General features: G+C 59.7%; 15 protein-coding genes, 3 tRNA genes and 7 pseudogenes. 14 read left to right on the top strand and 11 right to left on the bottom strand.

The annotated features are described in order from the left end of the window. Window positions 1–341 precede the first annotated feature (341 nt). The 5 genes and pseudogenes from AB4N76_RS27880 to AB4N76_RS27860 form a co-directional block, all read left to right on the top strand. Complete coding sequence (locus AB4N76_RS27880; RefSeq protein ID WP_460163821.1) at window positions 342–557, top strand: hypothetical protein; 216 nt, start codon at window positions 342–344, stop codon at window positions 555–557. Between the two features lie 117 nt (window positions 558–674). Next, window positions 675–2,198 carry a TolC family protein gene (locus AB4N76_RS27875; protein WP_077430227.1) on the top strand — a complete coding sequence of 508 codons (1,524 nt, stop codon included), beginning with the start codon at window positions 675–677 and terminating at the stop codon, window positions 2,196–2,198. 30 nt (window positions 2,199–2,228) lie between these two features. Next, complete coding sequence (locus AB4N76_RS27870; protein WP_460163820.1) at window positions 2,229–3,341, top strand: efflux RND transporter periplasmic adaptor subunit; 1,113 nt, start codon at window positions 2,229–2,231, stop codon at window positions 3,339–3,341. Further along, on the top strand, window positions 3,338–6,433 hold the full coding sequence (locus tag AB4N76_RS27865; protein WP_460163819.1) for an efflux RND transporter permease subunit: 3,096 nt from the start codon (window positions 3,338–3,340) through the stop codon (window positions 6,431–6,433). The genes AB4N76_RS27870 and AB4N76_RS27865 overlap by 4 nt, the downstream gene beginning before the upstream one ends. Before the next feature lie 72 nt (window positions 6,434–6,505). After that, a pseudogene (locus AB4N76_RS27860) lies at window positions 6,506–6,757 on the top strand (site-specific integrase); the annotation flags it as partial. Between the two features lie 92 nt (window positions 6,758–6,849). On the opposite strand, the gene AB4N76_RS27855 reads toward AB4N76_RS27860, so the two are convergent. The 11 genes and pseudogenes from AB4N76_RS27855 to AB4N76_RS27805 form a co-directional block, all read right to left on the bottom strand. Then, window positions 6,850–6,936 (bottom strand) — tRNA-Leu (locus tag AB4N76_RS27855). 196 nt (window positions 6,937–7,132) lie between these two features. Then, window positions 7,133–7,206, bottom strand: a tRNA-Cys gene (locus tag AB4N76_RS27850). A 233-nt stretch (window positions 7,207–7,439) separates the two neighbouring features. Beyond that, complete coding sequence (locus tag AB4N76_RS27845; RefSeq protein WP_046027413.1) at window positions 7,440–7,880, bottom strand: CBS domain-containing protein; 441 nt, start codon at window positions 7,878–7,880, stop codon at window positions 7,440–7,442. Between the two features lie 40 nt (window positions 7,881–7,920). Beyond that, window positions 7,921–8,298, bottom strand: coding sequence for a nitrite reductase small subunit NirD (gene nirD, locus AB4N76_RS27840; RefSeq protein ID WP_046027414.1), 378 nt, complete (start codon window positions 8,296–8,298; stop codon window positions 7,921–7,923). After that, window positions 8,298–10,859 carry a nitrite reductase large subunit NirB gene (gene nirB, locus AB4N76_RS27835; protein ID WP_077430230.1) on the bottom strand — a complete coding sequence of 854 codons (2,562 nt, stop codon included), beginning with the start codon at window positions 10,857–10,859 and terminating at the stop codon, window positions 8,298–8,300. The genes nirD and nirB overlap by 1 nt, the downstream gene beginning before the upstream one ends. Before the next feature lie 446 nt (window positions 10,860–11,305). After that, a tRNA-Gly gene (locus AB4N76_RS27830) sits at window positions 11,306–11,381 on the bottom strand. Between the two features lie 63 nt (window positions 11,382–11,444). Continuing rightward, a complete protein-coding gene (pgsA, locus tag AB4N76_RS27825; RefSeq protein ID WP_046027416.1) occupies window positions 11,445–12,005 on the bottom strand; it encodes a CDP-diacylglycerol--glycerol-3-phosphate 3-phosphatidyltransferase in 561 nt (186 codons plus the stop codon). A gap of 32 nt (window positions 12,006–12,037) precedes the next feature. Continuing rightward, a complete protein-coding gene (uvrC, locus tag AB4N76_RS27820) occupies window positions 12,038–13,861 on the bottom strand; it encodes an excinuclease ABC subunit UvrC (protein WP_046027417.1) in 1,824 nt (607 codons plus the stop codon). Between the two features lie 2 nt (window positions 13,862–13,863). Next, window positions 13,864–14,505 (bottom strand): response regulator transcription factor GacA, encoded by a 642-nt coding sequence (gacA, locus tag AB4N76_RS27815; RefSeq protein WP_008015884.1) that lies wholly within the window; start codon window positions 14,503–14,505, stop codon window positions 13,864–13,866. A gap of 127 nt (window positions 14,506–14,632) precedes the next feature. After that, a pseudogene (locus AB4N76_RS27810) lies at window positions 14,633–15,075 on the bottom strand (GNAT family N-acetyltransferase). After that, window positions 15,076–15,834, bottom strand: a complete 759-nt coding sequence (locus AB4N76_RS27805) for a carbon-nitrogen hydrolase family protein (protein ID WP_046027419.1) — start codon at window positions 15,832–15,834, stop codon at window positions 15,076–15,078. It lies immediately after the preceding pseudogene. Between the two features lie 162 nt (window positions 15,835–15,996). Between AB4N76_RS27805 and AB4N76_RS27800 the strand changes: the two genes are divergently transcribed. The 9 genes and pseudogenes from AB4N76_RS27800 to AB4N76_RS27760 all read left to right on the top strand — a co-directional run bounded on the left by AB4N76_RS27800 (window position 15,997) and on the right by AB4N76_RS27760 (window position 26,462). After that, a complete protein-coding gene (locus AB4N76_RS27800) occupies window positions 15,997–16,125 on the top strand; it encodes a hypothetical protein (protein WP_256577122.1) in 129 nt (42 codons plus the stop codon). A 337-nt stretch (window positions 16,126–16,462) separates the two neighbouring features. After that, window positions 16,463–17,542, top strand: a complete 1,080-nt coding sequence (locus tag AB4N76_RS27795) for a 3-deoxy-7-phosphoheptulonate synthase (RefSeq protein WP_460163818.1) — start codon at window positions 16,463–16,465, stop codon at window positions 17,540–17,542. 422 nt (window positions 17,543–17,964) lie between these two features. After that, window positions 17,965–18,849, top strand: a pseudogene (locus AB4N76_RS27790) (lipase family alpha/beta hydrolase). 89 nt (window positions 18,850–18,938) lie between these two features. Continuing rightward, window positions 18,939–19,220 (top strand): peptidylprolyl isomerase, encoded by a 282-nt coding sequence (locus tag AB4N76_RS27785; RefSeq protein ID WP_460163817.1) that lies wholly within the window; start codon window positions 18,939–18,941, stop codon window positions 19,218–19,220. A gap of 136 nt (window positions 19,221–19,356) precedes the next feature. Further along, window positions 19,357–21,221: pseudogene (locus tag AB4N76_RS27780) on the top strand (extracellular solute-binding protein). Continuing rightward, a pseudogene (locus tag AB4N76_RS27775) lies at window positions 21,221–22,283 on the top strand (microcin C ABC transporter permease YejB). Before AB4N76_RS27780 ends, AB4N76_RS27775 begins: the two co-directional pseudogenes overlap by 1 nt. Beyond that, a pseudogene (locus AB4N76_RS27770) lies at window positions 22,283–23,308 on the top strand (ABC transporter permease). The pseudogenes AB4N76_RS27775 and AB4N76_RS27770 overlap by 1 nt, the downstream one beginning before the upstream one ends. Before the next feature lie 14 nt (window positions 23,309–23,322). After that, window positions 23,323–24,892 (top strand): annotated as a pseudogene (locus AB4N76_RS27765) (ABC transporter ATP-binding protein); the annotation flags it as partial. 154 nt (window positions 24,893–25,046) lie between these two features. Next, window positions 25,047–26,462, top strand: coding sequence for a sigma-54 interaction domain-containing protein (locus tag AB4N76_RS27760; RefSeq protein WP_109784719.1), 1,416 nt, complete (start codon window positions 25,047–25,049; stop codon window positions 26,460–26,462). Window positions 26,463–26,678 lie beyond the last annotated feature (216 nt).

Here is a 26,678-nt window from a genome sequence, read left to right as displayed (position 1 = left end):
ATTTATTGCTCCTGTTGGAAATAAGAACACCCCGAGTGTCAGACCCGACGCTAACAAGCCAGACCAGACAACATCTGGAACTGATCGGATGAAATCAAAAAATTCATTCCCTGATGCTCCTGGTAATGCCGTGTGAATGAACGGGCCTCAACGCCATGATCCGTCGAAATTCAATGTTCGAAAAGAGATCCCTGTAGCGTCATGAGTCAGTTTGGGGAACGATAGGTGACGACTGTTGTGGCAGACAGACGTTATCCGACCAAACCCTGACCTTTCGCTTACGACTCCTCCCAAGAGGCGGCTTACGCTGGCATCGAACTTTCTCGATCCCCAGGTCTGCGATGAGCCTTAACCCTGAATCCAAATACCCGAGCCGACGCTCCTACGTCGTCAAATTGCGCAGTGATGCCGGACCGAAGGCCTTGATGGGGCGCCTCGAGAACCTGGTCACCGGGCGTCAGCGCGAGTTCTCGTCCGCCGAAGAGTTGCTGGAGTCAATTGGCTCTGAACTGGCGTCAGCAGACCGTGAACAGGCGATAGAAAGGGACGGCGAATGACCGTTCCGCCATCGACATCACGTGTGCATGGCGACCGAACGGCGACGTTTCGCTGACTACTTCGCGCACAGAGGCCCCTACGCTGACGCCACCTCGAACTACACGAGTCCATTTCTAATGCTGCGACTTTCCACCCTCCCTCCGCTGCCTCGCCATACCGGTGGGATAACCTTGCAACGGACCCCATGCTCGACTGGGTTCGCCATGGCGGCAACCCTTGTCACTTCGATCGCCCTCGCCCTTTCCGGTTGCTCCACGCCGGTCGTCAAGCCATCGGTAGACGTGCCGAGCCACTTCGCCGCGAGTACGGCCTCCGAAATGGAGCCCGAGGCGGCGTGGTGGGAGGTCTACCACGACCCCTTACTGTCGGATCTGGTGCGCCGCGCCGCGCGTGAGAACCGCGACGTCAAGATGGCCGCCGAACGCTTGCGTGCAGCGCGAGCCGGAGAAACGGTCAGCCAATCCTGGCTGCTCCCGAGTGTCGGTGCATCGGTCTCCGGCAGCGACCGCAGCAGCGGCTTCAACTCGGCGGTAAAACAGGGCTATCCGGATACCAGGACCGCCAGTGCGGGTCTGGATGTCTCGTGGGAAATCGACCTGAGCGGCCGGCTGCGAGCCGGTGCGGCGGCGGCAGACGCCGATGCACTGGCCGCCGAACACAGCATGCGAGGCGTACGCCTGCTGGTGATGAGCGATGTCGTCAGCAACTATTTCACACTGGTCGGAGCACAGCGCCAGGTCGCGACGCTCCGCGCAATTTCGGCCATGCAGGATGAGACGCTGCGTCTGGTCTCCGCGCGTCAACAGGTGGGGCTGGCATCCGCCTTCGACGTCGAGCGTGCACAAACCGACGCCTTGTCGGCGCGGGCGCAGATTCCGCCGCTGGAAACCCAAGTGGCGGTAGCTCGTCACCGTATCGCGGTGCTGATCGCCGACCAGTCTTTCAACACCACAAACATCCAGCCTCCGGGCGCAGACCTGGCCGACGTACCCGAGGCCAAGCCCGGGCAGCCCGCCGAGTTGCTGCAACGCCGACCTGACGTACTGGCGCTGATGGCACAACTCGACGCCGCCAATGCCCGTCGCCAGCAAGCGAAAGCGGAGTGGTTCCCGCAACTCTTCCTCGGCGCGTCCTTCGGCCGCCAGGGTCTCAACCTGAACGGCGCCGATCTCGGCGCTGCGCGCTTCACCAACGTCGCGGGCCTGCTGGCGATGCCGCTCTTCAATGCGGGGCGCACACAAGCAATCAACGATGCGGCTGAAAGTGCTCAGCAAGAAGCGCTGTTGCGCGCCGAAGACGGCATCGTGCGGGCGCTCGAAGATGTGGAAAACGCCCTGGTCACGCTGGCGCAGGAACGTCGCCGTTCCGGGTCACTGCAACTGGCCGCCGCGTCTGCGGAGACGGCACAGAATCGCGCTCAGTCGCTCTACACCCGCGGGCAGATCGACCTGTTGCCCCTGCTGGATTCGCAGCGTGCGCGCCTGACTGCACGCCTGAGTGCCAACGAAAGCAACACCCGACTGCTGCTCGACAGCGTGCAGCTTTACAAAGCACTGGGTGGGGGCTGGCAGGTGTTCGAACACCCTGCCAACCCGACCGCGTCCGCGTCCGCTAAAACCGACCGACCACCACTTTCCTGAGTTTTTGTCGTTTTCCAAAGAGGAACCGTCTTGAAGAATTCCCTTACTGCGGTCGGCGCCCTGGCCGTCGCCGTGATGCTTTGCGCGTGCAGCCCGGATCAGCCGTCCGTGCAGGCCCCCAGAGCGGTACGTACCGTTGAAATCAACTACGACAATGCCCGCGACGTCAGTCGCTACGTGGGCACCGTGCAGTCGCGGCACGAAGTCGAGCAGTCCTTTCGGGTCGGCGGCAAGGTGGCCCAACGCAAGGTTGATGTCGGTCAGTTGGTGCACGAAGGTGACATATTGGCTGTGCTGGACGACAGCGACTACCGCCTCGCGGAGGAAGCCTCGCAACAGCAGTGGGCGGCTGCCGTGGAGCAGACGCGTCAGGCGGAATCGGATCGCCAGCGCCTGACGGCCCTGAAGGCTGATGGCTCAGTCAGCGCGGCTGACGATGAGCGTGCGCACACCAACGCCCAGACCACGCGCGCCACTGCCGAGGCCGAGGCGCGAAAGCTTGAACTCGCACGTAACCGACTCAAGTACACCGTACTGCGCGCCTCCCGTAGCGGCGTAGTCACGGCGGTACGCATCGAAGCGGGACAGGTCGTGGCGGAGGGTCAGCCAGTGATCTCGGTGGCGAATCCGGACGAATCCGAGATCGTCATCGATGTGCCCGAAGATCAGCTGTCCACCTTCAAGGAGGCGCACTTCAAAGCCTCGCTGGCCAGCGCGCCGAACGAGACCTTCGATGTCACCCTGCGCGAGCTGTCGCCGCAGGCCGCCACGCAGACGCGCACCTATCGCGCCCGGCTCAAGCCGGTGCAGGCGCTGCCGCTGGGCGCCACGGCCACGGTCATGGCCGAGCGCGAGATGACCAGTGTCTCGGTCGCGGCGGTGCCCGCCACGGCACTGACGCAAAGCGGTGGCCAGCCATCGCTGTGGGTGGTCACGCCCGAGGGCAAGAATCCGCTGGGCACTGTCGAGCTGGTGCCTGTGGCGGTATTGGGCTATCGCAACGATGAAGTGCTCGTCTCCGGGCCACAGGCCGGCGCATTGGTCGTCACCGCCGGGGTGCAGAAGATGGCATCCGGACTGAGGGTCGCGCTTCCCGGCACGGCGATTGTTGACACGAACACCACGCAGCAGGCCGCCCGATGAACAATTTCAACCTCACCGACTGGGCGCTGCGCCATCGCGCCATCGTTCTGTTCATGCTCCTCATTGTCGCTGCGGCTGGCGCGTTCAGCTTCACCCGCCTCGGCCAGCTCGAAGATCCAAATTTTTCCGTACCCTCCATGACCGCCATGGTCATCTGGCCGGGCGCTACCGCCCAGCAGTTGCAGGACCAGGTCCTCAACCGCATGGAGAAAAAATTCGAGCAGATCGACAACTTCGAGAAGGTGGTCACCTACGCGCGGCAAGGCTACGCGGGCATGACACTCACCGTGCGCGGCGGCACTTCCAAGGCTGACCAGCGCGAGGCCTGGTACCAGGCGCGCAAGAAACTCAACGACCTGAGCCTGGAGATGCCTGACGGCGTGATCGGCCCGATCCTGAACGACGAGTACGGCGACGTGTATGGCCTGATGTACGCAGTCAATGGCGACGGCGTCGGCCACGCCGACCTGACGGACGCGGCCGAGGACATCAAGCGCCAGATGCTGAAGGTGCCGATGGTCAAGAAGATCGATGTCATCGGCAAGCAGGCCAAGCGTATCTACGTCGAGTTCTCGCACGAGCGCCTCGCAGCGCTGGGCATCACACCGCTCGCCATCGCCGAAAGCCTCAAGAGCCAGAACGCGATGTTGCCCGCTGGCCAGATTGATACCCGCGGCGACCGCGTCATGGTGCGCGTGAGTGGCCAGTTCACCAGCGATGAGGCTATCCGCAACGTGCCCATCTCCGCGGGCGGCCGGCTGATCAAGCTCGGCGACATCGCGACCGTTACACGTGGCTTCGAAGATCCGCCGACCTACACGGTCCGCCACAACGGCCAACCTGTGCTGATGCTCGGTATCACCATGACCAGCGATGGCAACATCGTCGACCTTGGCAAGGCGATGGACACGGCCGTCGCCAAGATCCAGTCAGAACTTCCGCACGGCGTGGAACTGGAGCTGGTGGCGGACCAGCCCACCACGGTGAAAGATGCAATCCTGGACTTCGGGCGCGCGTTGGCCGAGGCGCTGATCATCGTGATCGCGGTGAGCCTGGCCAGCCTGGGCTGGCGTGCCGGCCTCGTGGTCGCGGCCACGGTGCCGCTGGTGCTGGGCGGTGTGGCGCTGGTGATGCTGGCGATGGGCTGGAACCTCGAACGCATCTCGCTCGGGTCACTGATTATCGCGTTGGGACTGCTGGTGGATGACGCCATCATCGCCATCGAGATGATGGTGGCGAAGATGGAAACCGGCATGGACCGCGTGAAAGCGGCCGCCTTCTCCTATCAGTCCACCGCCATGCCGCGCCTGACCGGCGCACTCATCACCGTCGTGGGCTTCCTGCCAATCGGCCTCTCGAAGTCCACCACCGGCGAGTACGCGGGCGGCATTTTCTGGATCGTCGGTGCCGCGGTGCTGTTCTCGTGGATCTGTTCCGGCATCTTCACACCGTACCTGGCTGTCAAGATGCTGCCCAACGACTTGGGCACGCACCAGCACGCTGATCCGCACGACACCAAGTTCTACCGCTGCCTGCGCCGCCTGATCGACGCCGCCATCGAGCGCCGCTGGGTGGTCATCGGTGCGACGGTGGGCGCACTGGTGCTTGCCTTGGCTTGCATCAAGTTGGTGCCGCAGCAATTCTTCCCCAACAGTTCGCGCCCTGAGCTGGTCATTGATTTACGCGTCAAGGAAGGCGCCTCGTTCGCCGCAACGACTGAGCAGGTCAAGCACATGGAGGAGATCCTGGCGAAGGACGAGGACGTGCGTTTCTATACTGCCTACACCGGCGCTGGCGCGCCGCGCTTCTATCTCTCGCTCAACCCCGAGCTGCCGAACCCGGGCTTTGCCCAGTTCGTTGTGATGACCAAGGATCTGGATGCACGCGAGCGGGTACGTGCGCGGCTGGTGGCCTCGGCCGACCAACAATTCCCGCAGGCGTGGGTGCGCGTGACCCGGCTCGAGTTGGGGCCACCTGTCGGCTACCCGGTGCAATTCCGCGTGGTAGGCCCCGATACCCAGGTGGTGCGCCAGATCGCCCGCGACGTGGAGAAGGTAGTTGCGTCCAACCCGAAGGTGCGCGACCTCCAGCTCGACTGGAACGACCCTGTGCGCACGATGAAGGTGGAACTTGATCAGGACAAGGCGAGCGCGCTGGGCCTCACGCCGGCCGACGTGTCGCTGGCGACCCAGACCGTGATGAACGGCGCACACCTGTCACAGCTGCGTGAGCGCGAGGACCTGATCGACATCGTGGCCCGTGCCGTGCCAGAGGAACGCTTGAATCTCGACACACTGAAAAACATCAACCTTTACACACGCCAGGGCACAGTGGTGCCTCTGTCGCAAGTCGCACAGGTGCGTTCTGAACTGGAAGAACCGGTACTGTGGCGCCGCAATCGCGACATGGCGATCACTGTGCGTGCCGACGTGAAGGATGGAGAGCAAGGTGTATCGGTGACGCAGGAAATCCAGCCACTGCTTAAGGGCATCGAAGCGAAACTGCCGTCGGGCTACCGCATCGACACAGGTGGAGCGGTTGAGGAAAGCGACAAGGCCAACAAGGCGCTACTCGCGGTGGCACCGCTGATGCTGATCACCATCCTGCTGTTACTCATGCTGCAATTGCAGAACTTTTCCCGCATGTGGATGGTGATGCTGACTGCACCGCTGGGCCTGATCGGTGTTGTACCCGCGCTGCTGGTGTTTCAGTCACCGCTGGGCTTCGTCGCGATCCTGGGCATCATCGCTCTGGGTGGCATGATCATGCGGAACGCGGTGATCCTGATCGATCAGGTACAAATCGAGATCGCCGGGGGGAGCGACCCGTGGAATGCTGTGCTGGATGCGGCCATTTACCGGGCCCGACCGGTGATGCTGACGGCGCTGGCCACCGTACTTGCAATGATCCCGCTGACGCGCAGTGTGTTTTGGGGGCCGATGGCAATTGCGATCATGGGCGGCCTTACCGTGGCAACGCTACTGACGATCTTCTTCGTCCCGGCGTTGTACGCCGCATGGTTCAAGGTGGGGCGCCAGATGGACGCTGACACCCAACCGGTGAGGGGGCACGCCGCGCTCGCTGCGGAGTAATGAGTACCGTAGCGTTATGCCCCTGATTTAGCCCCGCCACTCCGTGCCATAAACTCTGTTTTGCTGATTACAGTCGTCATGGAAAACGGTCAGCCGATGACGACCGGAATGCTCAGGAAACGATTTGATGATGCACGGGAGGACGCCAGCATTCCGAAAGCTGACTTTCAGATGCGCGACTTACGGGCAAAGACGGCGACGGACAAGGAGGAATTGACAGGGAATATACGCGTAGCACGAGATCAACCTGGGCATACCACTGTGGGCATGACCGAACAGTACATTCGGATGCACAAAGGCATGAAGGTCACTCCTACGAAATGACCAGCTGTAGCGAATTGCGGAGTAGAGATTGGTTTTTGCGGAGCAAAAATAAGGGCTTGCATGAGATTTCTCACGCAAGCCCTTGATATTCATGGTGCCCGAAGCCGGAATCGAACCGGCACGCCCTTACGAGCGGGGGATTTTAAGTCCCATGCGTCTACCAGTTTCGCCATTCGGGCGGTAGCGCGGTCAAGCGATCTGAAAGCTGGCCAGTAACGACCTGGCAGTTCTGACGCTCGTGCAGCAGAGGTGGAAATATATACATCCCACCCCCGTGAAGCAAGTTCGCAAATGCCCATTTCAAGACTAAATCTTGCGGGACAGCGCAAATAAAAAAAGCTCCGTAAATCATCGATCTACGGAGCTTGTTTAAAGTGGAGGCCGAGGTCGGAATCGAACCGGCGTAGGTGGATTTGCAATCCACTGCATAACCATTTTGCTACTCGGCCTCAAGCATCTGATGTCATGTAGCACAACACCAAACGCGTACAAACTTGGAATTTGATTCTAGATCTAACTCCTTGAAAACATTGAGCTTTTTCAGCGGTCAGTGCTTTCGATGGCGTGAATTATGTACTGATTTCCAAGGACTGGCAACCCCTTGATTTCAAAAAAAATTTTATCTGGCACTCTGACTGTTTCGACGAGGCGGCGCCCTGCTGTTCTGCCTCGCCTGGTCTGTTTAGTGCCCGCGAATGTAGTGTTCCAACTGCCGAATCAGTTCCGCTTGCTCGACAATGGCTTCTTTCACCAGATCACCGATCGACAACAAACCGATCAACTCGCCGCCCTCCACTACCGGCAGATGGCGCAGATGACTGTCGGTCATGACCGTCATGCAACGCTCCACACTCTGTTGGCTGTCGGCGGTCACGACCGGGGCGCTCATGATGTCGCGCACAGGTGTACCGACTGAGGAACGGCCCTGCAAAACCACCTTGCGGGCATAGTCGCGCTCGCTGATTACGCCAACCACCTGCCCGTCTTCGATGACGGGCAGCGCGCCGACGTTTTTCTCGGACATCAGCTTCAACGCGTCCAGCACCATCTGATCAGGTGCAATGCTATGCACGTGCTGGTTTTGTACGACTTTCAGTTTCAGTAGCTGTGCGGCTGTTTTCATCAATGCCTCCGATACTGTTGCGCAAACAGGTTGATATCCCTCAGGCCACGCCGACTTCGACCACGTCGCCATTCAACCGCACTGGCCAGACACGCAGACGCTGTTGCGGGTACTCCAGGCAACTGCCGTCCTCCAGACGGAAATGTTGCTTGTAGATCGGCGAAGCAACGACCAGATCGCCCTTGATGCTGCCGACCAATCCACGGCCGATGACGTTCGCCCCGGACTGCGGATCATGGTTGTCGATGGCGTACAGGGTCTTGCCGTGTGCCGTCGGCAGGTAGAACAGCGCCACTTGCGCGCCGTCGAGCCATACGACGACGCCGGAATTGCTCACCAGGTCCTGGTGCTCGCACACCGTTTGCCAGACATCGGCGCTGGCCAGGGAATCAATGCGTTGGGTAGTGGGTGCGCTCATCATGCAATCTCCTCGGTAACCGGGATAAGGTTGAGTTCGGCGGCCATGATCGGGCGCCGCTGACCACGCTCCTGGACAAAATGGATATCCGGGTCGGGGCGTTTATCGTTGACGAAGGTACGGAATCGTTTGATTTTTTCCGGGTCCTTGAGCGCATTGGCCCACTCGCATTCGTAGCGATCGACCACCAGTTGCATCTGCGATTCGAGCTCGGCGCCAAGCCCGAGGCTGTCGTTGATGATCACGTCCTTGAGGTAATCGAGGCCGCCCTCCAGGCTTTCGCGCCACACCGAGGTACGCTGCAGTTTGTCGGCGGTGCGGATGTAGAACATCAGGAAGCGGTCGATGTAGCGGACCAGGGTCGCATCGTCGAGGTCGGTGGCGAACAGCTCGGCATGCCGTGGGCGCATACCGCCGTTGCCGGCGATATAGAGGTTCCAGCCTTTTTCAGTGGCGATCACGCCCACGTCTTTGCTCTGGGCCTCGGCGCACTCGCGGGTGCAACCCGATACCGCGAATTTGAGCTTGTGTGGTGAGCGCAGACCCTTGTAGCGGTCCTCGATCATCAGGGCCATTTTCACGCTGTCTTGCACGCCATAACGGCACCAGGTACTGCCGACACACGACTTCACCGTCCGGGTCGATTTGCCATAGGCATGCCCGGTCTCGAATCCGGCCTCGATCAGCTCGCCCCAGATATCCGGCAATTGATGCAATTGAGCACCGAACAGGTCGATCCGCTGGCCGCCGGTGATTTTGGTGTAGAGGTCATATTTTTTCGCCACCACCCCAATCGCGATCAATTTGTCCGCCGTGATTTCGCCACCGGGAATGCGCGGCACGACTGAATAGGTGCCGTTTTTCTGCATGTTGGCCATGAAGGTGTCGTTGGTGTCCTGCAACGGCACCAGCGAGGCGTCCATGATCGGCTGGTTCCAGCACGACGCGAGGATCGAGCCCACGGCCGGCTTGCAGACATCGCAACCCGTGTGGCCACGACCATGCTTGGCCAGCAGCTCTTCGAAAGTGATCACCCCTTCTACGCGCACCAGCGCATACAGCTCCTGACGCGTATAGGCGAAGTGTTCGCACAGGCTTTTATCGACACTGACGCCTCGGGCAATCAACTCATGTTCGAAAACTTGCTTGAGCAAACCGGCGCACCCACCGCAACCGGTGCACGCTTTGGTTTGCGACTTGAGCAAACCGAGGTCAGTGCAGCCACCGTCGATGGCCGAACAAATGGAACCCTTGGTGACGTTATGGCAGGAACAGACTGTGGCCGATTCAGGCAACGCGCCCGGCCCCAGGGTCGGCGCCCCTTCGGACGACGGCAGAATCAGGCTGGCGGGTTCCGCCGGCAAGGCAATGGCGTTCTGCATGTATTGCAGCAGCGTGTCGTAATAGCTGTTATCACCGACCAACACGGCACCGAGTACGTGCTTGCCCGAAGCATCCACGACCAATCGACGGTAGCTGGCCGTGGTTTCGTCGATGAACTGATAGCTGCGCGCGCCGGGTGTGTTGCCGTGAGCGTCGCCGATGGAGCCGACATCAACACCCAGCAACTTGAGCTTGGTCGACATGTCGGCGCCCATGAACGGCTCAGCTACTTGGTCACACAAACGCGCCGCGACGCTGCGCGCCATTTGGTAGCCCGGGGCGACCAGTCCGAAAAGGCTGCCATTCCAGGACGCGCACTCGCCGATCGCGTAAATATTCGGGTCGCTACTCAGGCATTCGTCATCAATGACCACGCCACCACGCGGACCGATGTCGAGCATGCACTGACGGGCGAGCGCATCTTGTGCGCGGATACCCGCCGAGAACACGATCAGGTCGGCCTCAAGAAATTCGTCGTTGGCGAAATTCATGCGATAGCGGTAATCCTCGCCCGCGCTGATCGATTGAGTGCCGCGCGACAGGTGCACACCGACGCCAAGCCGCTCGATCTGCGACTTCAGTGCAAGCCCACCCATTTCGTCCAACTGCACCGGCATCAAGCGCGGGGCGAACTCAACAACATGCGCTTCCAGACCCAGGCTCTTCAGGGCATTGGCGGCTTCGAGCCCCAACAGACCACCACCCACCACGACACCACGTCGCGCATTGACAGCGGCAGCACGGATCGCGTCGAGGTCTTCCAGGGTTCGATACACCAGGCGCGAATCGCCTTCAGCGCCCTCGATGGGCGGCACGAATGGATAAGACCCGGTGGCCAGGATCAATTTGTCGTAAGCAACACACCCTTGCGCGGTGATCACCTGGCGGCGGTCGCGGTCGATTTCCAGCACCGGCACACCCAGATGCAGCGTCACACCCGGCGTCTGGTACAGCGAGGCGTCACCGAGGGCCAGCGACTCGGCATCGCGGCCGGAGAAGTACTCGGAAAGGTGCACGCGGTCGTAGGCGCGCATCGGCTCCTCACTGAAGACGTGCAGCCGGTACTGCTCAAGCGCACCCCGCTCGATCAACTGTTCAACACAATGGTGTCCGACCATGCCATTGCCAATCACGATCAGCGTTTGCAATTTGTTCAACGCGGCAACATTGGAATTCATAAGAAGCACCCGGCTAGACGATTCAAAAAGCAAAAAAAAACGCCTGAAACCTTTCGGTTCCAGGCGTCTTTGCCTGTTCTTTTGCGGTGTTGATACCAGACGTCTATGCCTGATCCACCGATGTTGCCCGCGATTCGATCGTCGTTGACCGAGGGGGCTGCCCACTCGACTGTATTCACGGTGGGCCTGCAGGGTGTCTTGCAGCGTTTGTGCCACTTTTCGCGCAGGGTGCTTCAGGCCTGCTTTTCAGGCTTAAAGCCGCTCAATGAGCACCGATATACATCCGGTACTTGCCTTCGCATAGTGCAGCGACAGGCGCTACGGCTTTATAAAAGTGCACGGAAGGGGCCGACATCAGTCCTTCAACCCGAAGAACCAGCCGGCAGGACGACAAAAAACGCACAAACAAAAAACGCCACTCTATTGAGTGGCGTTTTTGTGAATCTTGGAGCGGGAAACGAGACTCGAACTCGCGACCCCGACCTTGGCAAGGTCGTGCTCTACCAACTGAGCTATTCCCGCGTCTTGGTGTGGCGCATTCTATAGAAATCAGAAGCCCCGTCAACCCCTTGATTCAAAAAAGTTTTATTTCTTTTCAACGTCAGTCTTCAGATGCGGCCAGGCAGCCCGCAAGTACTGGACCATCGACCACAATGTCAGGCCCGCGGATACCATCAACAAGGCATAACCGATCAAGACCCAGAAGGAAAAATCTGACGGATTGGCCAGCAGGATCACCAGCGCAAGCATCTGCGCGGCGGTTTTCCATTTACCCAGGTTCGACACCGCGACATGCGCGCGGGCGCCGAGTTCAGCCATCCATTCGCGCAAGGCCGAGACGACAATCTCACGACCGATGATCACGGCGGCCGGCAGCGTGAGCCACAGGTTGCCGTGTTCCTGCACCAACAAGACCAGCGCGACGGCGACCATCAGCTTGTCAGCCACGGGATCAAGGAACGCCCCGAACGGAGTGCTTTGTTCCAGGCGTCGAGCCAGATAACCGTCCAGCCAGTCTGTGGCGGCGGCAAATGCGAACACCGAGGCGGAAGCCACGTAGCTCCATTGGTAAGGCAGGTAGAACAGTAAAATGAAGATCGGGATGAGCAGGACGCGTAGAACGGTAATCAGATTAGGGATATTCATCGGCACAACTGGCTACGAGGTGAGTTGGCATTCTACTCGCTGTGCAGATTTGCATAAATCAACTCTGCGAGCTTTTTACTGATCCCGGGTGCTTTGGCGATCTCTTCGATGCTGGCACGAGACAGCTCCTGCAATCCACCAAAATGTTTCAATAAATCGCGACGTCTAGTTGGTCCGACACCGGCAACGCCCTCAAGCGTGGACGTGCGGCGGGTTTTCCCACGACGGGCGCGGTGCCCGGTAATGGCGAATCGGTGAGCTTCGTCACGTATTTGCTGGATCAAATGCAGCGCGGGGGAATCGCCGCGCAAGGTGAATTCGTGGGCCGCATCGTTGAGGTACAGGGTTTCGAAACCGGCCTTGCGCGTCGCCCCTTTGGCCACGCCCAACAGGATCAGGTCCGGCACCGCCAGTTCATTGAGTACATCACGGGCCATCGACAGCTGGCCTTTGCCACCGTCCACTAACAATATGTCCGGCAGCTTGCCCTCCCCGTCCTTCAGCTTGCTGAAGCGACGGGTCAAGGCCTGATGCATCGCGGCATAGTCATCACCTGCCGTCACGCCTTCGATGTTGTAGCGGCGATAGTCCGACTTGATCGGACCTTCCGGACCAAACACCACGCAAGACGCCACGGTGGCTTCACCACTGGAATGGCTGATGTCGTAGCACTCCAGACGCTGCGGCGGTTCGTCCAGCTTCAATACCTCGGCCAAGGCATCGAAACGTTCGGCGACATGCTGACGGTTAGCCAGGCGTGCGCCCAATGCCTGCTCGGCATTGGTGACCGCCAATTGCTGCCAGCGTGCTCGTGTGCCACGCACCCGATGGCTGATGGTCAGTTCGCGACCGCGCAGCGCTTCGATGGCTTCGATCAGCGTCGGGAAATCTTCATGAACCACGTTGACGATCAATTCACTCGGCAAGTCGCGCTCGGGGCTGGTGATGAAGTATTGGCCGAGAAAGGCAGCCATGACTTCGGATACGTCTTCGTCGATACCGGTTTGCGGGAAAAAGTTCTTGCTGCCCAGTACCCGGCCGCCGCGAACGCTGATCAGGTGGACGCAAGCACCACCTGGGTTTACGAACGCCGCGATCACATCGATATCGCCGGTGCCGCCTTCCATGCTTTGCTGGTCCTGAACCCGACGCAGCAACGATATCTGGTCGCGCAACTCGGCGGCCCGCTCGAACTCAAGGTTGATCGCCGCCTCTTCCATGCCCGCGGACAATTCGTCAGTCAGCGCATTGCTGCGGCCTTCAAGGAACATCACCGAGTGGCGAACGTCTTCGGCGTACACCTCAGGCTCCACCAGCCCTACGCACGGCGCCTTGCAACGTTTGATCTGGTATTGCAGGCAAGGACGCGTGCGGTTTTTGAAATAGCTGTCTTCGCACTGACGGACAAAGAAGGTCTTTTGCAAAAGACTCAGGCTTTCACGAATCGCTCCGGCGCTCGGGTACGGACCAAAATACTTGCCCTTGGCTTTTTTCGCACCGCGATGGATGCTCAAGCGAGGGAACTGGCCATCCGAAAGAAAGACGTAAGGGTACGATTTGTCATCGCGCAGCAGGATGTTATACGGCGGCCGCCATTCCTTGATCAGCGTCTGCTCAAGCAGCAGGGCTTCAGTTTCATTGGCGGTGATGGTGGTTTCGACCTGGGCGATGCGCGCCACCAGCGCTGCGGTCTTGGGCGCCAGACCGGATTTTCGGAAGTAGCTCGACAGGCGATTTTTCAGGTTCTTGGCTTTGCCGACATACAACAGGCGCGCATCGCTGTCGAACATGCGATACACACCGGGACGCCCACTGACCGTCGACAGAAAGGCGCTGGGATCGAAGACTTCAGTCATTGTCAGAGGCTGGCATCGACCATGCCGTGACGAACCGCCAACAGCGTCAACTCCACATCACTGCTGATCGATAGCTTCTCGAAAATGCGGTAACGGTAGGTGTTGACCGTTTTGGGCGACAGGCAAAGCTTGTCGGAAATGATCTGTACCTTCTGACAGCCGACAATCATCAGCGCGATCTGGATTTCGCGCTCGGACAATGCGTCAAAGGGCGAATCATTGGTCGGCTGGAAAGATTTGATCGCCAATTGCTGGGCAATTTGCGGGCTGATATAGCGTTGGCCAGCAAACACCAGGCGAATGGCCTGGACCATTTCCGGCAACCCGGCACCCTTGGTCAGATAACCTGCGGCACCGGCCTGCAACAACCGTGTAGGAAACGGATCTTCCTCACAGACGGTGACTGCGACGACTTTGATATCCGGATGACTGCGCAACAGTTTGCGCGTGGCTTCAAGACCGCCAATGCCGGGCATCTTGACGTCCATCAAGACCACATCGGGTTTCAGCTCACGCGCTTTCAGCAGGGATTCTTCCCCTGACTCAGCCTGGCCGACCACTTGCAGGCCATCGATGTCAGCCAGCATTCGTGTAATGCCTGTACGAACGAGATCATGGTCATCGACTACTAGCACCCTAATCAAGCAGACACCTCGCGAAATGGTCTTATTGGGTTGCCGGACACCTTAGCAAAAAGCAATGGGCAGACCTAGCGGCAAGCGTCATATAAAAAGTATCAATACGTCATGAAAGGCTTGTCGCCAGCGTGTTTCAGCGATGAAGTCCGCCGACATCCCGCTGCATTCTCAGGAAACACTCGTCTTGACCGACCACCTTCAGGCCTTTTCTCTCGTAAAGTTTTTTGCCGGATTATTTTCAAAAACGGTCAAGCGCAAGGCCGGGCGTCGTTCCTCGCCTGCAATATCGAATACCTGATCGATTGCCCAGGCCCCCGCGCCCTGCCCCTGGAACGCTTCAAGGACCTGCAATTCGCGGATGTACAAGGCCCTCGCATCGCGACTCAGGCTGACAAAACCCAGCACGGCATCATCGCGCACAATCAAGCGATTCTCACGCCCCGCCCAAGCGACATCAAACGCTTCATCCAGCCAAAGCAGATCGTACTGAATGTAATAGCGCAGCATGTTGGTGCAGGTGAGCGTACGCGCGAAGTCGAGATCCGCGGATAAGACCGCACGCCATTGGAACGCCATTCAAGCCTCCGAAACGTCTACGACACTGCCCTTCCAGCCGCCTGCATCACGGCGAGCCACCACCATCACGCTCCCGGTACTGCTCGCCGCCACGATGAGTGAACCGTCCGGCGCCCAGATTGCGCTGCGTCCGGCTGACTCCCAGCCTCCGGTCGCACCGCCATGGTTTGCCATCAGCACCGTCATTGAATGAGTGCCGGCGTAGCCTTTCAGGAGCGCCGAGTCCGGGGCATAGCCGCTTTCAGTGATCAGCACACCGGCGGCATAAAGGTCGGCACCCTGCTGCGCAGCAGCGGCAGCGTGACTGGCGTGAGAAAAATCCGCACACACCGCCAACGCGACGGTATCGCCACCAATGTTCAGCATCGATCCGCCATTGCCTGGCGCAAACGCGACTTCCTCGCCGGGGTGCAGATGCTGTTTGCTGTAAACCCCAAGCGAACCATCAGCGCCCAAAACCAGCGCACCAATCAGGACTGGCGAATCGTCCGACAGTCGAATCGGCATTCCGACGACACTGGTTACGCCGACTTCGCGGGCGAAATCGCGCAATGGCTGCAGCTCTTTCGCATCAGGTACAACCGCAAGATCGGCCGCCAACCCCCGCTCATAGCCGGTCAATGACAGTTCCGGAAAGACCAGCAACTGAACGCCCTGCTCCGCGGCAACCTGCATGAAACGTTGATGCCAAACAATGTTGGCGGCGAGATCACCCGCGACGGAAATCGATTGTGCGGCGGCAATGGTCAATGGCGTCATGCTTCATCCTTGCGACGTTAGAGGGCGGGCAAAAAACCAAGTGTGTCATAAAGCGGCCCGTGCTCAAGCGATAGAAACCGCTGCCGGTGAGCGATAGCATTTTCTGATTGAAACCGCGCACCGGCCTCTAGTAAGCTCAGGCACATTCTTCGGAGACAGACCATGTTCAACACCCTCTCACAGCTTGCAACGACCAGCGCCCTGCGCTCGGTGGCGGCTGCGCGAGTGAATGACGTCTGTGCTTCGGTCAGCTTTTATTTTGGGTATTGGTTTAGCCACTGGCGCGCCTGATACCCACACGGCGCCCACTTTGAAACGGGTCGCCGCCAGAGTTTTCCAAACCCCCGGTCGGCCTCCCGACCGGGGGTTTTGTTTTTTCAGCCCCGAACATTTTTGCAGCACACCAGACAATTTGAGGATTCACGACATGAACTACGCCACTTATTACCGTTACGACAGTTTTTCCGCCTGGCGATTTAGCAGCCTCCGCTCGGGACAGCCTGCCGCCTCCGATCGGTCACCTACAGGTGGCAAGCACACACACGAAGCCAATCCGGCCAATTGTCGAACACCCCAGTAGGGCCGAGCGCGCGGGAACGAACCCGCCGCCAGCCCAGGAAGCCTGAATATGAACTCGTCCGTCTCTGCTCTGCCGCTGTCCACCTTGAGCCCTGCCAACGAAGCGCTGACCCTGCGTCTGCCCAACTCGTTGCAACTCAAACAGCAATTGCCCCTCAGCAATGCCCTGACCCGGCAAGTCGCTGCCCACCGCGATGCGGTCCGCGCGATTCTCAACGGTGAAGATTCCCGTTTGCTGGTGATCGTCGGTCCTTGCTCGATCCATGACCCGCAGTCCGCCCTCGAATACGCGGCCAATCTTGCCCGACTCGCCACCGATGTCAGCGATGAAATGCTGCTGGTGATGCGCGCCTACGTCGAAAAACCTCGCACCACGGTCGGCTGGAAAGGCCTGGCCTATGACCCGCATCTCGATGGCAGTGATGACATGGCCGGCGGTTTGACGCTGTCGCGTGAACTGATGCGTGAAATGCTTCGTCTCGGCTTGCCGATTGCAACCGAACTGCTGCAACCCATGGCAGCCGGCTACTTTGACGACTTGCTGAGCTGGGTGGCGATTGGTGCCCGCACCACTGAATCGCAGATCCATCGAGAAATGGCCAGCGGCCTGAGCATGCCCGTCGGGTTCAAAAACGGCACCGACGGCGGCGTGGCCGTTGCCAGCGACGCCATGCGCTCCGCTGCGCATCCGCACCGCCATTTCGGCGTCGATAGCCAGGGACATCCCGCGATCATCCAGACGCCCGGCAACCCCGACACTCACCTCGTATTGCGCGGCGGACACCATGGGCCAAACTACGCTCGCGACAGCGTCACCCAGGTGAACCGCGATTTGACCCAGCTCAAGATCCCGGCGCGAATCATGGTCGATTGTAGCCATGCCAACAGCGGAAAAGACCCGGCGCGGCAACCTGCGGTGTTCAACGATGTGCTCGAACAACGCCTGCAAGGCGACCGGTCGCTGATCGGCATGATGATCGAGAGCCATTTGTTCGAAGGCTGCCAACCCCTGAGTCCATCGCTGCGCTATGGCGTCTCGGTCACCGATGGCTGTCTTGGTTGGGAAGGCACGGAACAGTTGTTGCGTCAGGCCGCCGACCGGCTACGAGCGCAGCGCCAGAATCAATAAACGGCTAACGCACTTTCTGTAGCAGCTGGCGAAGCCTGCGTCGGCCGGTCCGCGCTCGGGCGCAGCAGTCGTAAACCTGAGTTTGCGGTCTACCTGAAACACCGCATCGTCTGATTTCACGACTGCTGCGCAGCCGAACGCAGGCTTCGCCAGCTGCTACAGATTGCGTTATGGCATAAACAGGGACATTACTGACAGGTAAAGGTGTTTCCTGAGTAGGCCATCGCGGAACAACGCGTTGTTACAGATAAATAGATGTCGAAATATTCCGAACAAGACCTCAACCACATTCGAACTTTCCTACTTTTTCTATACCTTTTTCATCAGCTTACAGCGGATTCTTCATACATCGCAGAACCGTTGGGGTGCTTTAGAGTGAGCCCATCTGCTCACCTCTGAACGACGGCGAAAAAGGAATCAACATGCTACGGAACGCAACCACCCAGTACCCAATTCTGCTGGTCCATGGGCTCTTCGGCTTTGATCGGATCGGCACAAACAGAACTCTTCCATAACGTCAAGCAATCCCTGCGAAGTGCGGGGGGCCAGGGTGTTCATCCCTCACCTCTCGGCTACCCATAGCAACGAAGCACGTGGTGACCAACTCTTGGCACAGATCAATCGGGTCCTGGAAGGAACCGGCGCCAGCAGGGTCAACTTGATCGGCCACAGCCAAGGGGCATTGGCGGCACGCTATGCGGCGGCAATAGCCCCCCATATGATTGCTTCGGTCACCTCGGTCAGTGGACCGAACCATGGCTCGGAACTGGCCGACTTCCTGCGCAAGGCGCTGACGCCAGGGCGGCTGCCGGAACATGTCGCAGCAACGATTGCGACGCTGTTCGCCGATTTTGTGTCGTTACTCAGCGGCAACGTGCACCTGCCACAAAACGCTGTCGCTGCGCTTAATGCTCTGACCACTGAAGGCGTCGGCGCTTTCAACGACAAGTTTCCTCAAGGGGTTGCCGAAGACCTGGGGCGGCAAAGGGCGCGAACTGGTCAACGGCGTGCGGTATTACTCCTGGAGCGGAACGTTGCAGGGAAACAGGCTCGATGAGGGACTGGATGCGCTCGATCCGTTGCACGGGTTCCTCCGCGCCTTCTCCCAATACTTCACTACGGAAGCGGAGCAAAATGACGGCATGGTCGGCCGCTACAGTTCACATTTGGGAAAAGTGATCCGCTCCGACTATTCCCTGGATCATTTGAGCAGCCTGGGTCACACCGCCAGTCCTGGTCGCAAAGGCACCGACCCTGCGGCATTGTATGTCCAACATGCCGAGCGCCTGAGAAACGCCGGCCTTTGAACCGTACGGAACTTTTGACAAGAAATGGAGCACTGAATCCGGTAGTCTGCGCACTTACTGTACGCAGATTATTGAAAGGAGTATTTCCCATGGCCAAAGCCACTGCCCGTCACATCCTGGTTGCCTCGGAAGCCAAGTGCAACGAACTCAAAGCCCAAATCGAAGCCGGCGCTGATTTCGCCGAAGTCGCCAAAGCCAACTCCACCTGCCCGTCCAGCCGTCAGGGCGGCGACCTGGGTTCGTTCGGTCCAGGCCAGATGGTCAAGGAATTCGACTCCGTCGTTTTCAGCGCTCCAATCAATGTCGTACAAGGCCCGGTGAAAACCCAATTTGGTTATCACCTGCTGGAAGTGACCAGTCGTCAGGACTGATCGATCCGCCAGGCTTTACGTGCAACGGCCCGCCAATTGGCGGGCCGTTCTGTTTCGGATACGTTTTTAGGCTGGCGAGGGACGCGCCGCTAGCGTACAAATTGTGCTTTTCGATCCTCCGGCTCTAAGGCTGACAATGCGACTGGCTTTCCCCACATTATTGTTCACTGCCGTGGCGCTGCTATTGGCCGCCGGTGTGAATGCTGCACTGCAACATGCGTTGACCGTGTACGGCGAACCCGCGAAGTATCCCGCCGGCTTCAGTCATTTTGCCTACACCAACCCACAGGCGCCCAAGGGCGGCACGATGCGACGTTCGGCAATCGAAATCGGTCATTTCGACCATATGCTGCCGTACATCGACAAGGGTATCGGCGTGACGCAAATTGACGGTTTGCTCTACTCGCCGCTGGCCCAGCGCTCGCTGGATGAGCCTTATACCGTATACGGCCTCGTCGCACAAAAGATGGAGCGCTCGGACGACGGCCTGTTTCTGCGCTTCTATCTCAACCCCAAGGCCCGCTTTGCCGATGGCAAACCGATCACGGCAGAAGACGTGCGCTACACCTTCGACTTGTTGATGACCCAAGGCAGCCTGCGCTATCGCACCCAATTCGCTGACGTCAAAGGCGTGGAAGTCGAGTCACCCTGATCGTCCGGTTCGACTTCAAAAGCAATGAAAACCGCACCCTGCCCCTCGACATCGCAACACTGCCGGTGTTTCCCGAGCATTGGTGGAAGAGCCGCGACTTCGCCAACGGCGGCGGCTACGAGGCCCCTTTGGGCAGCGGCCCTTATAAAGTGAGCAAAGTCGATTCCGGTCGCAGCATCACTTTCGAGCGCGACGCCAATTGGTGGGGCAAAGACTTACCGGTCAGCCGTGGCCTGTACAACTTCGATCATTTCAGCATCGAGTACTTCGGCGACACCGACGTGGCGCGCCAGGTGTTGCGCGGCGGTGCCTATGACTACAACCGCGAATTCTCCGCCACCGGCTACTCCATCGGCTACGACAGCCCGGCCTTGAGCGACGGTCGCCTGCAAAAGGCTCATCTGGCAACCGACGCGCCGCAACCGGCCCAAGGGTTTGTGTTCAACCTGCAAAACCCGATGTTCCAGGATCGCCGCGTGCGTCAGGCCCTGGTCATGCTCTGGGATTTCGAATGGAGCAACCGGCAGATGATGCGTGACATGTACATTCGCCAGCAGAGTTTCTTTTCCAACACCGACCTGGCTGCGCGGCAACTGCCGGATAAAGCGGAACTGGCCATTCTTGAGCCGTTGCGCGGACAGATCCCGGACGAGGTGTTCACCAAGGTCTTCGAAGCGCCGAAAACCGATGGCAGCGGTGTGATTCGCGACAAGCAACTGCAAGCACTGGACCTGCTCGGGCAGGCCGGCTGGAAACCCGATGGCGATCAACTGGTCAACGCCGAAGGCGAACCGCTGAGCTTCACTTTCCTGGTCAGCCAGAACGGCATGGACCGTTTGCTGCTGCCTTATAAGCGCACCCTGAAACAGATCGGTATCGACCTGAACATCCGCCGGATCGATTCGTCCCAATACGTGAATCGCCTGATGAGCCGCGACTACGACATGATCGTCACCGGCTACCCGGTCACCACCTCACCCGGCGGCGAGCTGTTCAATTACTTCGGCTCGATCTCGGCCAACGACCCCGGTGCCAACAACTACATGGTGCTGAAGAATCCGGCGGTCGATACCTTGATCACCGGACTGGTCCGCGCCACCACCCAGCCGGAGATGCTGCGCTACGCCCACGCACTCGACCGGGTACTGCAATGGAACTACTACTGGATTCCCAACTATTACCCGCCGGGCACATCGACCGTCTGGTGGAACCGGTTCGGCCGGCCCAACGTGCAGGCCAGCAATGACGAAGCCATCGAGAGCTGGTGGGAAATAAGCACCACCGCGCTGACCAACCAGCAAATGACGGCTGAGCAAATCAGTCGTGGCAGACCCGGAGGGCCGCACTGATGTGGGCTTACACACTGCGGCGCTTGCTGCTGATCATCCCGACGCTGGTGATCATCCTGTTGGTCAATTTCATCATCGTCCAGGCCGCGCCGGGCGATCCGGTGGAACAGGCGATTGCGCACCTGCAAGGCATCGGCGGCGCGACCGTCGGCGGCGGCGCCGGTGAACGCATGACCGGCACTTCGCGCGCCAGTCGCGGGCTCGACCCGCAACTGATCAAGGACATCGAAAAGCAATACGGTTTCGACAAACCCGCCCATGAGCGCCTGTGGCTGATGCTCACCAGTTACGCCAGGCTGGACTTCGGCAAAAGCTTTTTCCGGGGCGCCACGGTCACTGACCTGATCCTGGAAAAAATGCCGGTGACCATCTCCCTCGGCCTGTGGGCGACGCTGATCACTTATCTGGTGTCGATCCCCCTGGGCATCCGCAAGGCCGTGCACCACGGCAGCCATTTCGATATCTGGAGCAGCACCGCGATCATCATCGGTTACGCAATGCCGGCGTTCCTGTTCGCCATGTTCCTGATCGTGGTGTTTGCCGGAGGCACTTCGCTGAACTGGTTCCCGGTGCGCGGGCTGGTCTCGGACAATTTCGAGTCGCTATCAACCGTGGGCAAAGTCGCCGACTACTTTTGGCACCTGGTGTTGCCAGTCACATCGCTGGTCATTGGCGGGTTTGCCACGCTGACCATCCTCACCAAGAACTCGTTCCTCAATGAAATCACCCGCCAGTACGTGATCACTGCCCGCGCCAAAGGCATGAGCGAGCGCCGGGTGCTGTACGGGGCATGTGTTCCGCAATGCGATGTTGCTGGTGGTGTCGGGCATTCCGCAGGCATTCATCAGTGTGTTTTTCGCCGGTTCCTTGCTGATCGAAGTGATTTTCTCACTCGATGGCCTGGGCCGCATGAGTTATGAAGCCGCGGTCTCCCGAGACTATCCGGTGGTGTTCGGTTCGCTGTTTATCTTCACCTTGTTCGGGCTCCTGATAAAACTCGTCGGCGACCTCTGCTACACCCTGGTTGACCCGCGTATCGACTTCGCCGCGAGGAATGCCTGATGTTCAAGCTCTCGCCGGTTGGGTCGACGCCGTTTTGAGCGTTTCAAGAAAAACCGCCGGGGCTGGTGGTCGCTGTGGTTGTTCATCGGTCTTTTTATGCTGACGCTGGGTGGCGAGTTGATCGCCAACGACAAGCCGCTGGTGGTCAGCTATCAGGGGCAATGGTATTTCCCGGTGTTCAAACGCCACACCGAGCAGGAGTTCGGTGGGCAATTGCCGTTCCAGGCGGATTACCGCAGCGACTATGTGCAAAAGCTGATCAAACAGGATGGCGGCTGGATGCTGTTCCCGCCGATCCCGTTCAGTGACGACACACCCAATTACGACCTCAACAAACCCGCGCCGAGCCCACCCTCGGATGTGGAACTGGCTGGGCACCGACGATCAGGCCCGGGACGTATTGGCCCGGGTGATTTTCGGCGCCCGAGTGTCAATCCTGTTTGCGTTGATGCTGACCTTTGTCAGCGCCCTGATCGGCATTGCCGCCGGGGCGCTTCAAGGGTATTACGGCGGCTGGGTCGACTTGATCGGCCAGCGCTTGCTGGAAGTCTGGTCCGGGTTGCCGGTGCTGTACCTGCTGATCATTCTCTCGGGGTTCGTCGAACCGAATTTCCTGGTGGCTGCTGGGGATCATGGCGCTGTTTTCCTGGCTGGCACTGGTCGACGTGGTGCGCGCCGAGTTCCTGCGCGGGCGCAACCTGGAATACGTCAAAGCCGCCCGGGCGTTGGGCCTGACGGATCGCAAAGTGATCGTGCGGCACATTCTGCCCAACGCGATGAACGCGACCCTGAGTTACCTGCCGTTCATTCTCACCGGGGCGATTTCCACCCTGACGGCCCTGGATTTCCTTGGTTTCGGCATGCTGGCGGGCAGCGCATCGCTGGGCGAGCTGATCGGCCAGGGCAAGCAGAACCTGCAGGCGCCATGGCTGGGATTGACGGCGTTTTTCACCCTGGCATTGATTCTTTCTTTACTGGTGTTTATCGGCGAGGCATTACGTGATGCTTTCGATCCGAGATCCTGACGCGGACTGTTGATATGAGTACCAACCTGATCGAAATCCGTGACCTCAGCGTCGCCTTCAGTGGTGAAACCGTGGTGCGCAAGCTGTGCCTGGACATCCGCCCCGGTGAATGCCTGGCGCTGGTCGGCGAGTCGGGGTCCGGTAAATCGGTGACCGCCCATTCGATCCTGCAACTGCTGCCCGAAACCGGCACCGAGTCCACCGGCAGCATTCGTTATCGCGGCAGGGAATTGCTCGGCGCGACGCCCAAAGTGCTGCGGGAACTGCGCGGCAACCGGATCGCGATGATTTTCCAGGAGCCGATGACGTCGCTCAATCCGCTGCACAGCATCGAAAAGCAGATCGGCGAAACCCTGCTGCTGCACAAAGGCCTGACGGGTAAACCGGCGCAAGCGCGGATCCTTGAGTTGCTGCACCTTGTCGGCATTCAAAAGCCCAAGGAGCGGCTCAAGGCCTACCCCCATCAACTCTCGGGTGGTCAGCGTCAGCGCGTGATGATCGCCATGGCCCTGGCCTGTGAGCCTGAGTTGCTGATCGCCGACGAACCGACCACGGCGCTGGACGTCACGGTTCAGCGCAAGATTCTGATCCTGCTCAAATCGCTGCAACACCGGCTCGGCATGTCGCTGCTGCTGATCAGCCATGACCTCAACCTGGTGCGCAGCATTGCCCAGCGTGTTTGCGTGATGAAGGCCGGGGAAATCGTCGAGCAGGCCACGTGCGAAACGATTTTTACCGAGCCAAAACACCCTTACAGCCGCATCCTGCTCAACGCCGAGCCGGAGGGTGAAGCCCTGCCCCGTGACGAGCGCGAGAACGTACTGGAAGTGGACAACCTGCGCGTGCAGTTCGCTCTCGGCGGTGGTTTGTTTCAGCGCAAGACTTACCTCAATGCCGTGGACGGCATCAGCCTCAACATCCAGCGCGGCAAGACGCTGGGCATCGTCGGCGAGTCCGGCTCGGGCAAGTCGACGCTCGGCCAGGCGATCCTGCGCTTGCTCGACTCCCAAGGCAGCATTCGCTTTCAGGGCGAGGCACTGGATGGCCTGACGCAAAAACAACTGCCGACCGTGGCGCAAGAAAATGCAGGTGGTGTTCCAGGACCCTTATGGCAGCCTCAGCCCACGCATGTCGGTGGCACAGATCATCAGCGAAGGCCTTGAGGTACACAGCCAGTTGACCGACGAACAGTGCAAGGCCGAAGTGATTCGGGCACTGGAAGAAGTCGGCCTCGACCCGCAAAGTCGCCATCGCTATCCGCACGAATTTTCCGGCGGCCAACGTCAGCGCATCGCGATTGCCCGGGCGCTGGTGCTCAAACCGGCGCTGATCCTGCTGGACGAACCGACCTCGGCGCTGGACCGCACGGTGCAAAAACAAGTGGTCGCCCTGCTCCGCCAGCTTCAGGAAAAACATGGCCTGACGTACCTGTTCATCAGTCACGACCTGGCGGTGGTGCGAGCCCTGGCCCATGACATGATTGTGATCAAGGACGGCAAAGTGGTGGAAAGCGGCGCCAGCCATGATGTGTTCGATTCGCCGCAGCATCCGTACACCAAAGAGCTTTTGGCGGCGGCGCATCCGGCGGTAGGCATCATTTCAACAGGCAGTGAGACCGCGTCGCCCGCATCGCGAGCAAGCTCGGCTCCTACAGGTTGTACGGCGTTAGACCTGTGGGAGCCGGGCTTGCCCGCGATGAGGCCCGCCCCAGACACCACACTTTCTGGATATAAAACCCATGAACACCACCGAAAGCCTCAAGGATTACCAACGGGTCCGTCTGCTGGCGATCCGTTCGCTGTTCGAGATCATCGAGCAGTCCAGTGAAGGCACGGTGATTGTCGACCGCGATGCGAACATCGTGTGGATGAACGAGCGTTACGCCCGGCGTTTCGGTCTGGAATCGGCGCAAGGCGCCATCGGCAAGGCCTGCGAAAGCGTGATCCCCGGCAGTCTTTTGCGTGAAGTGGTGCGCACCGGGCGCCCGATTTTGTTGGACATGCAGGACACGCCGAAAGAGCCGCTGGTGGTCATGCGCCTGCCGATCCATGACGATGCCGGCGTGGTGATCGGCGCGATCGGTTTTGCCCTGTTCGACGAATTGCGCAGCCTGTCGCCGATGCTCAAGCGCTATATGAGCATGCAGGAAGAACTGGCGTCCACCCGCTCGCTGCTGCGGGCGCGGCAAACCAAATACAACTTCGCCCATTTCATCGGCACCAGCGCCGCCAGCCTGGAAGTCAAACGCAGGGCCCGGCGCAGCGCCAGTGCCGACTCGCCGGTGTTGCTGCTCGGAGAAACCGGCACCGGCAAGGAACTGCTGGCGCAGGCGATCCATGGCGCTTCGCCGCGTGCGCATAAAGCCTTCGTCAGCATCAACAGCGCGGCGATTCCCGAATCGTTGCTGGAAGCGGAATTCTTCGGCACCGCCCCCGGCGCCTTCACCGGTGCCGACCGCAAGGGCCGCGCCGGAAAATTGCAGATCGCCCAGGGCGGCACCTTGTTTCTCGATGAAATCGGCGACATGCCACTGCCGCTGCAAAGCAAATTGCTACGGGTTTTGCAGGAAAAGGAATTCGAGCCGGTCGGTTCCAACGAAGTGATCCAGAGTGATGTGCGGGTGATTGCCGCGACCTCCACGGACCTTGAGGCCGCGATCAAACGCGGCGAGTTTCGCGCGGATTTGTACTACCGCCTCAACGTGCTGCCCATCCACGTGCCGCCGCTGCGTGAACGCCTCGATGACCTGCCGGCACTCAGCGAAGCGATTCTTGAGGAACTGCGCAGTCAGCACGAACTGAACCGCGAGGCGCTGGAGGTGTTGGGCCAGCACGCATGGCCGGGGAACATTCGAGAACTGCGCAACGTCCTGGAGCGGGCGGCGTTGCTCAGTGATGATCTGCTGCTGGATGCCGACGAGATTCGTGCGGCGATTGGCACCTTCACGCCGGTGGAGCGAGTGGCACCGCTGATGATTGAGCCGGTTGCGCACGAGACGTTTAGCCAGGCTCGGGAGCGGTTTGACCGGCAGTTGATTGAGTCCGCACTCGCGCAATGCGGGGGCAAGGTGATTGAAACTGCGGCGCGGCTGGGGTTGGGTCGGTCGACGTTGTACAAGAAGATGGTGGCGCTCGGGATTGACGAGTCTCTATAAGGAGACATGAATCTCAATTATTAGACAGACCTTCGCGGGCAAGCCCGCTCCCACAGGGTCAGCTATTTTTCAGGAGAACGCCGTCAAACTGTGGGAGCGGGCTTGCCCGCGATGAGGCCATCACTGCCAAACAAGTCTCAATGTAGAGACAAGCTCTCCAGATACCCGCACCATTTCCGGCACACCCCCTTGTATTTCAAGGCCTCTAGCCTCTGG

Source organism: Pseudomonas sp. S2_F03 (assembly GCF_054668335.1).
Note: the sequence above shows the minus strand (reverse complement) of the source record. Positions and strands in the feature narration are given on the sequence as shown.